This is a genomic window from Pigmentiphaga soli (genome assembly GCF_039541095.1).
GTDB classification, from domain to species: Bacteria; Pseudomonadota; Gammaproteobacteria; order Burkholderiales; family Burkholderiaceae_B; genus Pigmentiphaga; species Pigmentiphaga soli.
In genome coordinates this window covers 49,276-62,531 of the sequence record NZ_BAABFO010000014.1, presented here as the reverse complement: position 1 = coordinate 62,531, position 13,256 = coordinate 49,276, and the positions used below count along the sequence as shown (strand labels likewise).

Genomic DNA, 13,256 nt, shown 5'->3' with positions numbered 1-13,256 from the left:
TCGGGGCGGCGGCGCTGCGGGGCATGGCCGCACGCGTGTTCAGACGCACAGCGGGGCCGCCTGCCGCCCCAGAGCGCGCACCAGGCTGTAGGCGGCCAGCGCCGACGTCTTCGGGTTGCGGGCCGACGGCGCGTTGCTCAAGATGAGTTCGAGGCGGCCGAACTCGCCCTCGGCCTGCAGCACGTGCACGTTCTGCGTTGCAGCCGGATCGGCGATCAGTTGCACCTCGGTCCGGTCCAGGCCCAGGCCGGCGAAGGCGACCGTGGCCGCGACGTTGGCGTTCTTCGGAAAGCGCAGCGCCGCCTCGCGCGCGCTGCCGCTGAACACGACCGCCGGCGCGGCCAGCGCATCCAGGTCGTGGCTCGTTTCGGCGGGGGTGCCGCGCCACGCTTGCGGGGGCTTGCGGCCAAAGTAGCGCACGCTATCCAGCCGGCCCGTGCGGGCCGCGGCCAGGGCGTCGATCGCGCCGATCGCGCCGGCGATCATCTCCACCTGCGTGCCGCCCTCCCGGGCGGCAGCCTCGATGGCCTCGGCGCAGCCGGGCACGCTCAGCGCGCCGACCGACGCGACGATGCCGCGGATGCCGCGCCGCAAGGCCGGCACCACGTGCCGCGCCACGGCCTCCTGGCCGGCGGCCTCGGCCACCAGGTCGATGCCCGACGGCGGCAGTGCCGTGCCCACCTCGGCCTCGATGCCCAGGCCACGCAGGAACGCGGCCGCCGCCCCGGCCCCGCGCGCCGTGGTCACCACCGCGGCCACCTCGAACGCGGCATCGCGGCGGATCGCCTCCAGCACGATCTGCCCGATCGCGCCGCAGCCGACCAGCGCGATGCGCAGCGGCCGGGCGGGCACGGCCGCCGGGCCGCCCTCCTGCCGCGGCGCCGCTGCGGCCAGGCCGGGCGCCTGCCCGGCAAGCCGACTCGCTTCCCCGCCCAGGCCGGGGGCCAGCCCTGCGGGCGCACTCATTTCGCCGCCTCCGCCGCCGCGGCGAAGTCCGCCAGCAGGCCGTTGAACCTGTCCGGCTCTTCCAGGTACAGCGCATGGCCGCAGCGCTCGAGCACGTGCACCTTGGCATCCGGCCGCTGCGCGGCGACCGCCAGCGTGTCCCTGGGCGGCGTGACGACGTCCTGGCCGCCGATGATGAACTGGACCGGCAGGCCGGCGGCCAGGCGGGCAACGTCGCCCGCGGTGTCCGACACCGACAGCATGCGCACGGCCTTGGTATAGCCCTCGGGGCGGACCCGCGCCATGGTTTCGATCACCTGCGCCTTCACGGCCTCAGGCGCCTGTTCCGACACCAGCCGCGGTCCGCGCGCCCGCGCCATGCCGGCCGGGCCCAGATCGCGCAGGTCGTTCAGACGGCGGTCGCGCAGCAGCTCCCGCTCCTCCGGCGCCAGCCGCGCATGGCCCGACGACGGGCTGACCAGGGTCAGGCTCAGCACCCGAGCCGGGTACGCGCAGGCAAAGCGCGCGGCCATGATCGCCCCCAGCGAGTGGCCGACCAGATGGAAGCGCTCGAACCCCAGCAGGCCGGCGAACAATTCCAGGCGCGCGGCATAGTCGCCGGCGGTGGGCTGATCCGGCTCGACGGGGGTCGATTCGCCGTAGCCGGGCGCGTCCCAGGCCGCCACGCTGAAGGCCGAGCCCAGCCCAGCCAGCTGCGCGCGCCAGGAGCGCGCGCCCGACCCGACGCCATGCAGCAGCACCAGCGGCACGCCGCTGCCGCCGGCCATGTAGGAAAACGACACGCCGGCCGACGCGATGGTGCGCAGCGGCGGATTCTCTTCGGTCATCGTCATTGAAGCTTTCGATTGGAAACCGCCCGCGGCAAGGCCGGGCGGCGGATCGGCCGGCATCCCGGCGTCAGGCATACTCGACTCCGAGCAGCCGGTGGATGTCGATGGAAAGGCGCTGGAAGGCCGGCGTCGAGCGGATGCTCGGATGCCGTGGGCGCGGCAGGTCGACCGGCACTTCGGCCACCACCGTGCCGGGGCGGCCTCCCATCACCAGCACCCGGTCGGCCAGGAAAATGGCCTCCTGGATGCTGTGCGTGATCAGCACCGTCGTCTTGCGGCGCTCGTTCCAGATCCGCATCAGCTCGACGTTCATCACGTCGCGCGACAGCGCGTCGAGCGCGCCGAACGGCTCGTCCATCAGCAACAGCCGCGGATCGTGGACCAGCGCCCGGCAGATCGCCACGCGCTGCTGCATGCCGCCCGACAGCTCGCCCGGCCGCATGCCCGCGAACTCGTGCACGCCCGCCAGCTCGAGCAGTTCCATCGCGGCCGGCACGTGCTTGGCGCGCGGCAGGCCGAGGATCTCGATCGGCAGCAGCACGTTGTCGAGCACCGTGCGCCACTTGAGCAGGCGCGGCGACTGGAACACCATGCCGGCGTCGGCGCGCGGCTCGGTGACCGTGTCGCCGAACACCTCGACGGTGCCGGTGGTGGGCGGCATCAGGCCCGCGATGATCTTCAGGATGGTCGACTTGCCGCAGCCGCTCGGCCCCACCACCGTCACGAATTCGCCGTCGGCAATGTCGAACGACAGGTCCGACAAGGCCGTGACCGTGCCACGCTTGGTGCGGTAGGTCTTGCAGACGCCCGAAACGCCCACTACCCGGGCGCGCGGCGGCGCGGCGCCGTTCACGGCCGCGATGGACAGGTTCGCCGTCATGGTCATAGGGTGGAAGGCCGCTGGTTCGGCTTGACGAACGCGTTCGAGAACGTATCGGCCAGATTGACGTTGCCCTTCAGGCCGTAGAACTCGCGCACGATGTTCAGCGTGAACTTCATCTTGTCCTCGCTCATGGGCCCGACGCCGTTGCGCTTGACCTCGTCGACCAGCAGGTGGCGGATCGCGACGTCGAGCTGCGCGCGCACCGTGGCGGGGCTGGCCAGCGGGTAGCGCTTGAGGAACATCTGGACGGCCTCGTCGGGATGTTCACAGCTGTAGATGATGCTCTGCACCATGGCCTCGTTGAAGGCCGAGACCAGGCCGGGATCCTTGGCCAGCAGCGCGTCGCTGGCGATGATGCCGTTCGAGTACAGGTCGAGCCCGAAATCGGCGAACACCATCTCCACCACCTTCTCGCCGGTCTTCTCGGCGGCGGCGGCGTAGACGGGAGCGAAGGCGGTCAGGCCCAGGATGCCCTGCGCCTTCTTCGACATCAGCACGGCGGGCTTGGCCGAGCCGTCGATGGTGACGATCTCCACCTTGCCGAGGTCGAAGCCGTTGATCTTGGCCAGCGCCGGCAGCGCGATGCGCGGCGCGTCGCCCGCCGTCGCGCCGAAGATCTTGCCTTCCATGTCCTTGGGCTTGCGCACCGGGTTGGAGGCCAGCGTGACCACGTTGTTCATGGCCTTGTAGTGGACCATCAGCACCTGCTTGACGTTGACGCCGGTGCCGCGCGCCTGCATGGTGGTGGGCGTGTCGGCGAAGCCGAACTCGGCCGAGCCGCTGGCCACCTTGACGGCGTTGTCGGCCGAGCCCTTGGCCGCCTCGATCTGCACGTCGAGCCCGGCGTCGCGGAAGAAGCCGCGGTCGATGGCCGGGTAGAACATGGCGTGCTTGCCGTAGGCGCCGATGTCGAGCAGGAAGGTGATCTTGCGCAGCCCCTGGCCGATGGCGGGCGCGCCGGCGAGCAGCCCGGTCGAGGCCGCGGACAGCGCGGCGATCGTCTTGCCGAACTGCCGGCGGGTCATGCGCGATGCGTTGAAGCTCATGAACGTACTCCTTGAGTAGTTGCCAGAATCAAGCCTGAGGCACCGCGAAGAGCCGCTCCGACTCTTCCACGTTCCACGGGATCAGAAAGCGCTCGGCCAGCTCCACGAGGCTGAACAGCGCCAGGCCCATCGCGCACAGCAGGATCAGCGACACGAACGCCATCGCGACGTTCAGTTCGGAGTTGGCCATCATGATGGCGTGCCCGAGCCCCGCGTTGGACGAGACGAACTCCGCCACCACCTGGCCGATCACGGCCAGCGTCGCCGCGACTTTCAGCCCGGAAAAGATGAAAGGCAGCGCCTGTGGAAAGGCCACCTTGAGGAATTGCTTCACGCGGCCGCCGCGCAGCATGCGGACCAGGTCCAGCAGATCGGCCTCCACCGACGACAGGCCGGCCACGGTGCTCATCACGACCGGGAAGAAACTGACCAGCGCCACCATCACGATCTGCGGCAACGAGCCGTATCCCAGCCACACGATCAGCAGCGGCGCGATGGCGATCTTGGGCGCCGCCTGCAGCACCACGATGACCGGATAGAGCACCGCGCGCAGGCGGGGCGAGTACACGACCGTGGTGCCGATCAGGACGCCGGCGGCGGCCGCCACCGCGAACCCGATCACGGTGCCGCTCAACGAGACGAGAAAGTTGTCCCAGTAGATGCCGGGGCGGGAGGCGAATTCCTGCCATACCGCGGAGGGCGGCGGCAACAGGAAGGGCTGGACATGCAGCAGCCTGACCAGGATCTCCCACAGGACGGCCAGCACCGCCAGGGTGAGCAGGCCGATTCCCAAAGCGCGCGTCTCGATCATCGAAGCAATCCGTTATGAGTGGAATAAACCGCCGGCCCGGCGCCGCCGCTCAGGCGGACGCGCCGGCGGCCAGCCGCCTGGGAATGGCAACGCCGCGCGCCGATGCCGCGCTGGCCTGGGCGATCTGCTGCGCCGTCCTGCGCATCATGGGCTGCAGCTTGTCGATGGCCTCGGCGTTGAGCCGGATGCTGGGCGCGGCCAGGCTCAGCACCGCCAGCGGATGCCCGTAGCGCGTATCGCGGATGACCGGCACCGCGATCGAGGCGACCCCGGGGTTGACCTCGTCGGCCGTGACCGACACATCGCTTTGCCGGATGTCGCGCAGGCGCCCGACGAAGTCCGCCAGCGCGCCGCTCGACGCGTTGGGCCGGTAGTCGCGCGCGGCCAGCCGCTCCATGTCGGCGTCGGGCAGCAGCGCCAGCAGCATCTTGGCCGCGGCGCCGCCGTGCAGCGGCATCGGGACCATCAGGTTGTCGTAGACCCAGCGGTGCGGATGCTGGCTGATCTCCTGCGCCAGCAGCACCCGGCGCTCGGCATACAGAACGTGCAGCCCGACCGTTTCGCCGGTCTGGTCGCGCAGGGCTTCCATCGGCGCGCGCGCCTGCTGCAGCAGCGAACGCCACGACAGCTGGCCCGCGTTCAATTCCTCGATCAGCTTGCCGACCGCGTAGACGTCGCCGTCGGGCGCGCGGTGCGGCTCGAGCAGGCGCACCTTCACCAGCGAGCCGACCAGCCGGTGGGCGGTGCTGCGCGGCAGGCCCAGCGCCTCGCCGATTTCGCGTACGGTCAACTCCCCTCGCAGCGCGACGAGGCTGACGGCGTCCAGGGCCTTCTGCAATGAACTCGTTTCCGACATTCGGGATTCAATTTTCTCTCAAATTGGGAATGCATCCTATCGGTCAACGGCGTCGTCTGTCAACATATACCGTCTTTCCGTTTTTTTATACCTGCCAATAACATTATCGAATGTCCCAGAATCCCGTATTGAATAGTCTCTTTTTACGGGATACCATGACCCGCAATCCGTGCAATGGAATTTGGAGGCGCGATGCTGACGGAAGAGGAAAATCGCCTGTTGACCCAAGTCGGGCCCGGTACGCGCATGGGCGACCTGCTGCGCCGCTACTGGCACCCGGTCGCCGGCGAAAGCGAGTTCGAGTCCCGGTCCACCAAGCCGATCCGGCTGATGGGCGAAGACCTGCTGCTGTTCAAGACACTGAAGGGTGAGTTCGGCCTGGTCGCCCGGCGCTGCGCCCATCGCGGCTCCGACCTGGGCTTCGGCATCGTCGAGGAAGACGGCCTGCGCTGCAGCTACCATGGCTGGCAGTACGATCTCGGCGGCGCCTGCGTCCACCGGCCGTTCGACGAAACCGTGGCCGGCGCCGCCGCCCTGCGGCGAGCCGTGAAGATCGCCGCCTACCCGGTAAAGATCAAGGGCGGCATGCTGTGGGCCTATCTCGGCCCCTTGCCGGCCCCCGAACTGCCCGACTGGGAAACCTTCAGCTGGCCCAATTGCTTCGCCCAGGTCGTGATCGCCGAGATCCCCTGCAACTGGCTGCAATGCCAGGAAAACACGGTCGACCCGGTGCATTTCGAATGGATGCACAACAACGGCCCCAAGCGGCGCGCCGGCGACTTCGGCCCGTTCTCGCCCAAGACGCTGAAAATGGGCATAGAGGACACCGAATACGGGCTGCTGTCGCGCCGCTACCGCGAAGGCACCGACGAGTCGACGCCGCTATGGAGCGTGGGGCGCGCGATCCTGTGGCCGAACGGCTGGTACTTCGGCCACCACTTCGAATGGAAAGTGCCGATCGACGACTTCAACACGCTGTTCATCACCTGGAGCGTGCTGCACGTGCCGCGCGAATGCGAGCCCTACGCGCAGGCGTCGATTCCCACCTGGCATGCCCCGATCAAGGACCAGAACGGCGAATGGATCATCAGCCACGTGGGCAACCAGGACATCGTCGCCTGGATCAGCCAGGGCCCGATCGCCGACCGCACCCACGAGATCCTCGGCGCCAGCGACGTCGGCGTCGTGACGCTGCGCCGCCGGCTGCTGGAAGACCTCGACAAGGTCGCCAAGGGCCAGGATCCGCGCGGCCTGATCCGCGACCCGGCCCGCAACGTGAAGATCCCCCTGCCCTGCATCGCACGCGAAGAGCTGATGAACGGCCTGCCGCGAGAACAGATGGAAAAGCACCCGGTCATGGGGCCGTTCCTGCGCGACTTCTATTCGATGGCCGGCCAGCCGGACGCCGTCAGGCAGGCCTTCGAGGAAGCGATGGGGGTAAGGCAGAGCTCGTTCGAGGTGCACTCCTTCGTGCCGCAGTAGCCGGCCGGGCGCCTGGGCGCCTGGGCGCCAGGCGCCGGCCGCCGGGGCGCCAGCGCCCTGCCCGGCCAGCGTGCCGCCGCGCCGCGCTAGCGCCGCCGCGCCTTGCTGGGCCGGTCGGCGAAGATGCCGTCGGCGCACAGCCGGCCGTACTCCTCCTCGCCCAGTCCCAGGATCTCGCAGGCCACGTAGCGATTGTCGCGGCCCAGCGGCGGCGCCGCGCGGAACGTGCCGGGGCCTTCGGCGCCGATCCGCAGCGGCAGGCCCTTGACCTGGCGGCCGCAGTCGTCGGTGGCAAAGGCGTCGGCCAGCGCCGGCCAGGCGTCGAGCTCGCTGCGTCCCGCCGTCCACACCACTTCGGCCGCCGCCCCCATCTCGCGCAGGGCGCAGGCCGCGTCCTGCGCGCGCTGGCGGGCGATCCACCCGGCCAGCCCCGCCGCGCCGCCGGGCACCCGCGCAAGCGCATCGCGGCCGGCGGTGACGGCCACCCACAGGCCGTCGTTCGCGGCATGGACGCCGCTCGTCTCGCCGGCAATGCCCTCGCCGGCATTGCCCTCACCGGCATTGCCCTCGCTGGCGGCGCCCTCCCGGTCCGCGCCGGCGGCTTCCGTGGCGCTATCCGCCCCGTCCCGCTGGCCCGGCGTGCCCGCGCCGGCGCCCTGCTCCGCTGCCGGCGCGCCCCGCCGCGCGCCGGCAGCGACCAGTTCCTCCGCGATCAGAAAGGCGGTCAGCTCGCGCTGCGACAGATCGACGTGGATCGCGCGGCCGCCGCGCCGCGCCTCGATCAGGGCGGCGATGACGGCGCTGGCCGAGAACAGCGACGCCACCTGGTCGGGGTAGTTCATGCCGCGGCCGGTGATCTGCGGCCGCCCGCCGGGATAGCGCATCAGCGCGGCCATGCCGGAGGAAGCCTCCAGCGTCGACCCGAACGAGCTCTTGTCGCGGTCGGGCCCGGTCTGCCCCTGGCTGCTGATCGATGCCAGCACGATCTTCGGATTGGCGGCGGCCAGCCGTTCGAACGGAATCCCCAGCCGTTCCAGCACGCCGTACCTGAAGTTTTCCAGCACCACGTCGGCCATGGCGACCAGGTCGAGCAGCAGGCGGGTGCCCTCCGGGCGCTTCAGGTCGATGCAGGCGCTGAGCTTGTTGCGGTTGGTGGCCTGGAATTGCGCGCTTTCGTTCCACCATTCCGAATCGAAATTCACGCCCGTCCATTCCCGGAACGGGTCGGTATAGTGCGGCCCTTCGACCTTGATGACCTCGGCGCCCAGATCGGCCAGCACCGCCGACGTGCTGGCGCCCGCCGTGACGATGCCCAGATCCACCACGCGCCAGCCTTCCAATACCCTGTAGCTCATGCCCGATCCTGCCCGTCTGCCCGCAGCGCCTGCCAGACCACCGGCAGCCGCGGAAACGTCAGGCCGGCTTCGTCGGCGAAGAACCGCCGCGCCTGCATCTGCGGATCGCCGAACATTTCGGCGGGGTCCAGCACCGCGGAAAACTGCAGCCCGAGCGCGTCGGCCTGCGCCAGCACTTCGTCGCGCCCGCGCCGGGCCAGCGCGCCGGCCACCAGGCGATGGAATTCGTCCAGGTTCGCCACCCTGCTTTTCTCCTGGATGAACTCGGGCGTATCCAGCGCCTCCAGGCCCAGCAGCCTGGCCATGTCGGGAATGTCGCGGTCCCTGAAGATCACGGCGATGTAGCCGTCGCGGCAGGCCACGGTGATCCACTCCTCCTTGCGGTCGCGTCCCGTCTGGCGATTGCCGCTGACCGCGCTGAGCCGGTTCTTCCAGTTCAGCCACGCGGCAACGTCGAGCGCCGACACCGTCACCGGCTCCGCCACGCCGGTCAGCATGACCTGCGCATGCGCGGCCGTCAGGCCGGCCAGCGCCGCCAGCCCGGCCGCGTAGGCCACCTGGTGGCCCGGCATGGGCAGCGGCGGCTGGTCGGCCTCGGCCACGATGTCCAAGAGGCCGGAGGCAGCCATCACGGTCAGTTCGCTCTGCGGCCGGGGCGCACCGCCCTCGCCGGCCATGCCGGCGCGCACGAGCACCGTGCGCGCGTCAGGCCAGGCGCGGACCGCCGCTTCATCGTCGGTGACCAGCCAGGCGCCCGGCACGTCGTCGCCCTCGGCCAGCGGCCGCTTGCCGCGAGCGAGGAAACGCTGCAGCGCGGAACTGCCGTCGGGCAGGCGGGGCGGCGCGCCCTCGCCGACCGCCGGCGACCGCGCCGGCACGCGCACGTCGGCCCCCCACTGGGCGGCCATCATGGCGGCGAAACCCACGGCCAGCGCGCCCAGCCCGCTGCCGCCCGCCCGCTCCACCAGCGCGAGCCCGCGCAGCGGCCGCAGCTCGGCCGGCGCCGCGCGCGGCGGCTCGCTAACGCTTGGCATCCGGGCCTCCGGGCTGCGCCGAGCGCCGCGCGTCGGCCACGGCATTGGCGAAGGGATTGCCTTTGTCGGCGCGGCGGTTCTGGATCTTGGCGTTGACCAGTTCGCCGAAGGCGAAGCCCTGGCGCCAGTCGGTGATCACGGCCGGGATCTGGTCGAGCGCCTGCTTGGCGCCGGCCAGCGCGACCGGATCGAAGCCGGCCACGCGCTCGGCCAGCGCGGCGGCCTCGGCCATCAGGTCGGCCCGCGCCACGCAGCGGTTGATCAGGCCCCACTCCAGCGCCTGCCGGGCGCCGATGCGCTCGGCGGTCAGCACCATCCAGGCCGCCCGCTTGCGCGACAGAGACAGCTGGGTAGACGGGCCCGCCATGGCCGGATAGGTGGCGAAGCTCATTTCCGGCATGCCCATCTGGATGTCGTCGGCGGCGATGGCGAGGTCGCACACGTTGATGAGCGTGGCGCCGCCGCCCAGCGCCGTGCCGTTGACGGCGGCGATGAAGACCGCGCTGTGCGCGCGGATCGCCACGTTCACGTCGACCCATTCCCCCGACGCGCTGAAATCGCCTTTCTCAAGGTCGGCCGCGCGTTCCTTCAGGTCGATGCCGGCGCAGAACGATTGCCCGACCCCGGTCAGCACGACGGCCGGATAGCGGCCGCGCGCGTGGTCGAGCGCGCTCATCAGGCCGCGGCGGCAGGCGCGGTCGACGGCATTGCGCTTGTCTTCGCGGTCGATGACGATGATGGCGTAGGCGCCGCGGTCGAGCAGGCGGATGTTGTTCCAGGCGAGGTCTTCGCCGGGCTGGCGAGGCTCGCTCATTCTTCCTCCGCCGGCACGAAGATCGGCACGTTGGCGTTGCCGCGCTTCTCGAACGCCAGCGAGACGCGCTGGCCGATATGGATGCCGTCGTTGGGCGCGGCGATGTTGGACTGGATGGAAAAGCCCTCGTCCATCCTGACGATCGCCACGTTGTACGGGAGTCGGTCGGCGAAGCCGGCGAAGTATTTCTGGTGGAACACCACCCACGACATCACGGTGCCCTTGCCGGCGCTGTCGATCCACTCCCACCCGGCCCGCAGGTCGAACGGGCTGACCGGCGACGGCGGCCACCACGTCTTGCCGGTGGCCTTGCAGCGCTGGACGATCAGCCGGCCTTCGGCGCACGCGTCCCAGAACGGCTTGTTCCAGACGTCGATGGCAGGCTGGGGCATGGCCGCGGTATCCGTGCCGGCCGGCACGCGCGCGCCGCCGTATGCGCTGGAGCTGGAAACGTCTGCCATACGTCAATCCTTGCGAAAAATGATGGAAGTGGCGATCGGCGCGGCGCAGGTGTACTGGATCGCCTTGGCGTCCGGAATCTGGCGTTCGCCGCAGTCGCCGCGCAGTTGCAGCGCGGCCTCGGCGATCAGGCCCCAGCCCTGCATATAGCTGTCCGACAGGTGGCCGCCGTTGGTGTTGGTGGGCCAGCGGCCGCGGCCGAGCTGCAGCGTGCCGTCCTTGACGAACTCGGCCGCGCCGCCCGGCTCGCAGAAGCCCAGGCCGTCCAGCGTGAACAGGACGGTAGGAGAAAAGTTGTCGTAGATCATCAGGCCGTCGAGCTCGTCGCGGCCGATGCCGGCGCGCTCGTAGACTTCGCCGGCGATCTGGCTCAGCGCCGGATACCAGTAGTCCAGCCGCGGCAGCGCGTCGTCGAACGAGTCGCGCCGCGCGTAGCCCGAGATGTACACGGGCGGCTTCTTCATGTCCTTGGCGCGTTCCGGCGAGGTGATGATCATCGCGATGCCGCCGTCGTTGATCTGGCAGTAGTCCAGCAGCCGCAGCGGCTCGCAGATCGGCCGCGCGTTGGCGTGGTCTTCCAGCGTGATCGGCTTGCGCATCAGCGCGCCGGGATTGAGGCTGGCATGGTGCCGGAACGCGGTGGCCACGTGGCCCAGCGCGTCGGTGCCCACGCCGTACTGGTGCATGTAGGCGCGGTACATCATCGCGTGCGTGGCGCCGGGCGAGGTCATGCCCCAGGGGTTGCCCAGGCCGCCCTCGCCGCCGCCGTAGTACATGCGGTTGGAGCGGCCGTTGTTGCCGTAGACCAGCGCCACCGCCTTGGCGGCGCCGGTGGCGACGGCCTGCGCGGCCAGCATCACGGCCACGCCCGAAAAGCGCCCGGCGATGTCGATCGGCATGCAGAAGCTCGGGTTCATGCCGGTCATCAGCCCGAACCGCTCGTAGGATGGAATGCGGCCCACCAGCAGGCCGTCGATGTCGTCCTTGCCGAGGCCGGCGTCGTCCAGCGCCATGGCCAGCGCATCGGCGCCCAGGCCGTAGCTATCGCTTTGCGGGAACGACCCGGTGGGCGTGACGCCCACGCCCACGATGCAGGCCTTGTCCCGCATGTCCCATTTCTTCATTGTCTCTCCGTGTTCGCGTTCGGCGGCGCCGCCGCGAAAGCGGCTGCCACCCCTGCCTGCGCCCGGCCGCGGCCGGCGCGATGGCACCTTGGCACTTTAGATAGTCGGCGCCCGTTATGTAAGGCGTTTGCAGTCCATACTTTGATGAGCCCGATTCACAATTCATGCGGGAACGTTGAGCGCGCCCCTTACGTCGGGCAAGGCGCGGAACGATGCCAGGCCGCGCGCCAGCGCCTGCGCCTGGCCAGCGGTCAGCACGCCGTCGCAGCAATCCATGAACTTCGCCTGCCGGTCGGCATCCGACAGCGGCCATTCGGACGAGCCCGGCGTGCGGTCCACGCGCATGGAACAGGTCTTGCCGCCGGCCCGCACCTCCACGTCGGTGAAGCCCTTCAGGCTGCTGAGGATGCCGTCGGCCGCCACCGGGTAGCGCTCCACCCGGGCCATCAGCGCCTGTGCGGCGGGCCGCATGACCATCTCGTCGGTGAACGAGCCCAGCGCCACCTTGCCGTCCAGCAGCAGCGCCGCCAGCACGTACTCGACGCTGAACTTGCCCTGCAGCCCGGTGCGCGGCGCCTTGTACCTGAGCGGCCCTTCGGTGCCCGGCGGAAAGCCGATGCGGATCCGTTCGACGTCGGCCGCCGCGAAACCGTGTTCGGCCTGCAGCGTCCGCACGCCGGCGATGGCGCGATGGGTGGCATAGCAGCACGGCCACTGCTTGACCAGCAGCCCGGGCGACGCCAGTTCCCACGAACTGCCCAGCGATTGAAGGTCGACCAGAGCGCCGTCGGCCGCGCCGCCGTACACCGCGATGACGTTCTGCGGGCCGTCGAAGATGTCGGCGTCGGCCGTCATGCCGGCCGCCGCCAGCCGGGCCACGTGCACGCCCGCGCGGGCGGCGTGGCCCGCATGGAAGGGCTTGCCCATCGAGCCGAAGTTGCGCGACAGCCCGCCCACCAGGCTGCCGGCCAGGCCGAAGGCATGGCGCTGCCGCCGCGCATCCAGCCCGAGCAGCCGCCCGGCGGCGGCGGCCGCGCCGAAGATGCCGATCGTGGAGGTGGTGTGCCAGCCCGACAGGTAATGGCCGGGCCCGAGCGCCGGCGTCAGCCGCCGGGCCACCTCCAGGCCGACCGCATAGGCCGCCAGCACTTCGCGCCCGGCGGCGCGCGCGGCCTCGCCGGCGGCCAGCGCGGCCGGAAGCATGCTACAACTCGGATGAGCCCGCATATTGGACGAAGAGTCGTCGAAATCGAGCGCATGCGACTGCACGGCATTGATGAACGCGGCATCCTCGATGCTGGCCCGGTCCGGGCTGCCCCATACCGCGGCGCCGCCCTGCGCACCGCCGGGCGCCACCTCCCTGGCGATCCGCGCCACCGGTTCGGCCGAACCGGCCACCGCGCAACCCGCCAGGTCGGCAAGCGCGCGCTCGGCGCCGCCCATGGCCGCTTCGGGAATCCCGGACGTCGGAAAGCCGACCGCGAATTCCGCCAGGCGCTCTGTAATCATCACTCCCTCCTCCTTCGAACCCATGTGCCGTACGCGTGCCGCGCGCGCCGCGGACGGCGGCCGGACATCCATAACGCCAGGAGACAA

At 70.4% G+C, this 13,256-nt stretch carries 13 protein-coding genes; 1 reads left to right on the top strand and 12 read right to left on the bottom strand.

Annotated features, from left to right (window positions below; all coding sequences use genetic code 11):
* Window positions 1-39 precede the first annotated feature (39 nt).
* The 6 genes from ABD927_RS15115 to ABD927_RS15090 form a co-directional block, all read right to left on the bottom strand.
* Window positions 40-966: an aspartate dehydrogenase gene (locus tag ABD927_RS15115; RefSeq protein ID WP_345250665.1), complete on the bottom strand. Its 927-nt coding sequence runs from the start codon at window positions 964-966 to the stop codon at window positions 40-42.
* Window positions 963-1,799 carry an alpha/beta fold hydrolase gene (locus ABD927_RS15110; protein ID WP_345250664.1) on the bottom strand — a complete coding sequence of 279 codons (837 nt, stop codon included), beginning with the start codon at window positions 1,797-1,799 and terminating at the stop codon, window positions 963-965. The genes ABD927_RS15115 and ABD927_RS15110 overlap by 4 nt, the downstream gene beginning before the upstream one ends.
* A 64-nt stretch (window positions 1,800-1,863) precedes the next feature.
* Window positions 1,864-2,676: an ABC transporter ATP-binding protein gene (locus tag ABD927_RS15105; RefSeq protein ID WP_345250663.1), complete on the bottom strand. Its 813-nt coding sequence runs from the start codon at window positions 2,674-2,676 to the stop codon at window positions 1,864-1,866.
* A 2-nt stretch (window positions 2,677-2,678) separates the two neighbouring features.
* Window positions 2,679-3,725 (bottom strand): ABC transporter substrate-binding protein, encoded by a 1,047-nt coding sequence (locus tag ABD927_RS15100; RefSeq protein WP_345250662.1) that lies wholly within the window; start codon window positions 3,723-3,725, stop codon window positions 2,679-2,681.
* Between the two features lie 28 nt (window positions 3,726-3,753).
* A complete protein-coding gene (locus ABD927_RS15095; protein WP_345250661.1) occupies window positions 3,754-4,536 on the bottom strand; it encodes an ABC transporter permease in 783 nt (260 codons plus the stop codon).
* 49 nt (window positions 4,537-4,585) lie between these two features.
* A complete protein-coding gene (locus ABD927_RS15090) occupies window positions 4,586-5,374 on the bottom strand; it encodes an IclR family transcriptional regulator (protein ID WP_345250660.1) in 789 nt (262 codons plus the stop codon).
* Between the two features lie 237 nt (window positions 5,375-5,611).
* Here ABD927_RS15090 and ABD927_RS15085 point away from each other — a divergent pair, with 237 nt between their 5' ends.
* Window positions 5,612-6,874 (top strand): Rieske 2Fe-2S domain-containing protein, encoded by a 1,263-nt coding sequence (locus ABD927_RS15085; RefSeq protein WP_345250659.1) that lies wholly within the window; start codon window positions 5,612-5,614, stop codon window positions 6,872-6,874.
* A gap of 86 nt (window positions 6,875-6,960) precedes the next feature.
* On the opposite strand, the gene ABD927_RS15080 is transcribed toward ABD927_RS15085, so the two are convergent.
* From ABD927_RS15080 to ABD927_RS15055, 6 genes are all read right to left on the bottom strand, one after another.
* Window positions 6,961-8,229, bottom strand: coding sequence for a CaiB/BaiF CoA transferase family protein (locus ABD927_RS15080; protein ID WP_345250658.1), 1,269 nt, complete (start codon window positions 8,227-8,229; stop codon window positions 6,961-6,963).
* Window positions 8,226-9,263: a CoA transferase gene (locus tag ABD927_RS15075; RefSeq protein ID WP_345250657.1), complete on the bottom strand. Its 1,038-nt coding sequence runs from the start codon at window positions 9,261-9,263 to the stop codon at window positions 8,226-8,228. Before ABD927_RS15075 ends, ABD927_RS15080 begins: the two co-directional genes overlap by 4 nt.
* Complete coding sequence (locus ABD927_RS15070; RefSeq protein ID WP_345250656.1) at window positions 9,250-10,077, bottom strand: enoyl-CoA hydratase/isomerase family protein; 828 nt, start codon at window positions 10,075-10,077, stop codon at window positions 9,250-9,252. The genes ABD927_RS15075 and ABD927_RS15070 overlap by 14 nt, the downstream gene beginning before the upstream one ends.
* Entirely contained in the window at window positions 10,074-10,538 is a 465-nt protein-coding gene (locus ABD927_RS15065) for a Zn-ribbon domain-containing OB-fold protein (RefSeq protein ID WP_345250655.1), read from the bottom strand. Before ABD927_RS15065 ends, ABD927_RS15070 begins: the two co-directional genes overlap by 4 nt.
* 3 nt (window positions 10,539-10,541) lie before the next feature.
* Window positions 10,542-11,660, bottom strand: a complete 1,119-nt coding sequence (locus tag ABD927_RS15060; RefSeq protein WP_345250654.1) for a thiolase family protein — start codon at window positions 11,658-11,660, stop codon at window positions 10,542-10,544.
* 162 nt (window positions 11,661-11,822) lie between these two features.
* On the bottom strand, window positions 11,823-13,169 hold the full coding sequence (locus ABD927_RS15055; RefSeq protein ID WP_345250653.1) for an MmgE/PrpD family protein: 1,347 nt from the start codon (window positions 13,167-13,169) through the stop codon (window positions 11,823-11,825).
* Window positions 13,170-13,256 lie beyond the last annotated feature (87 nt).

What these genes read in the sequence shown, in the direction of transcription:
- ABD927_RS15060 (WP_345250654.1), bottom strand. Translation starts at nt 11,660, where the DNA reads ATGAAGAAATGGGACATGCGGGACAAGGCCTGCATCGTGGGCGTGGGC.
- ABD927_RS15070 (WP_345250656.1), bottom strand. Translation starts at nt 10,077, where the DNA reads ATGAGCGAGCCTCGCCAGCCCGGCGAAGACCTCGCCTGGAACAACATC.
- ABD927_RS15105 (WP_345250663.1), bottom strand. Translation starts at nt 2,676, where the DNA reads ATGACGGCGAACCTGTCCATCGCGGCCGTGAACGGCGCCGCGCCGCCG.
- ABD927_RS15065 (WP_345250655.1), bottom strand. Translation starts at nt 10,538, where the DNA reads ATGGCAGACGTTTCCAGCTCCAGCGCATACGGCGGCGCGCGCGTGCCG.
- ABD927_RS15080 (WP_345250658.1), bottom strand. Translation starts at nt 8,229, where the DNA reads ATGAGCTACAGGGTATTGGAAGGCTGGCGCGTGGTGGATCTGGGCATC.
- ABD927_RS15095 (WP_345250661.1), bottom strand. Translation starts at nt 4,536, where the DNA reads ATGATCGAGACGCGCGCTTTGGGAATCGGCCTGCTCACCCTGGCGGTG.
- ABD927_RS15100 (WP_345250662.1), bottom strand. Translation starts at nt 3,725, where the DNA reads ATGAGCTTCAACGCATCGCGCATGACCCGCCGGCAGTTCGGCAAGACG.
- ABD927_RS15110 (WP_345250664.1), bottom strand. Translation starts at nt 1,799, where the DNA reads ATGACGATGACCGAAGAGAATCCGCCGCTGCGCACCATCGCGTCGGCC.
- ABD927_RS15075 (WP_345250657.1), bottom strand. Translation starts at nt 9,263, where the DNA reads ATGCCAAGCGTTAGCGAGCCGCCGCGCGCGGCGCCGGCCGAGCTGCGG.
- ABD927_RS15115 (WP_345250665.1), bottom strand. Translation starts at nt 966, where the DNA reads ATGAGTGCGCCCGCAGGGCTGGCCCCCGGCCTGGGCGGGGAAGCGAGT.
- ABD927_RS15055 (WP_345250653.1), bottom strand. Translation starts at nt 13,169, where the DNA reads ATGATTACAGAGCGCCTGGCGGAATTCGCGGTCGGCTTTCCGACGTCC.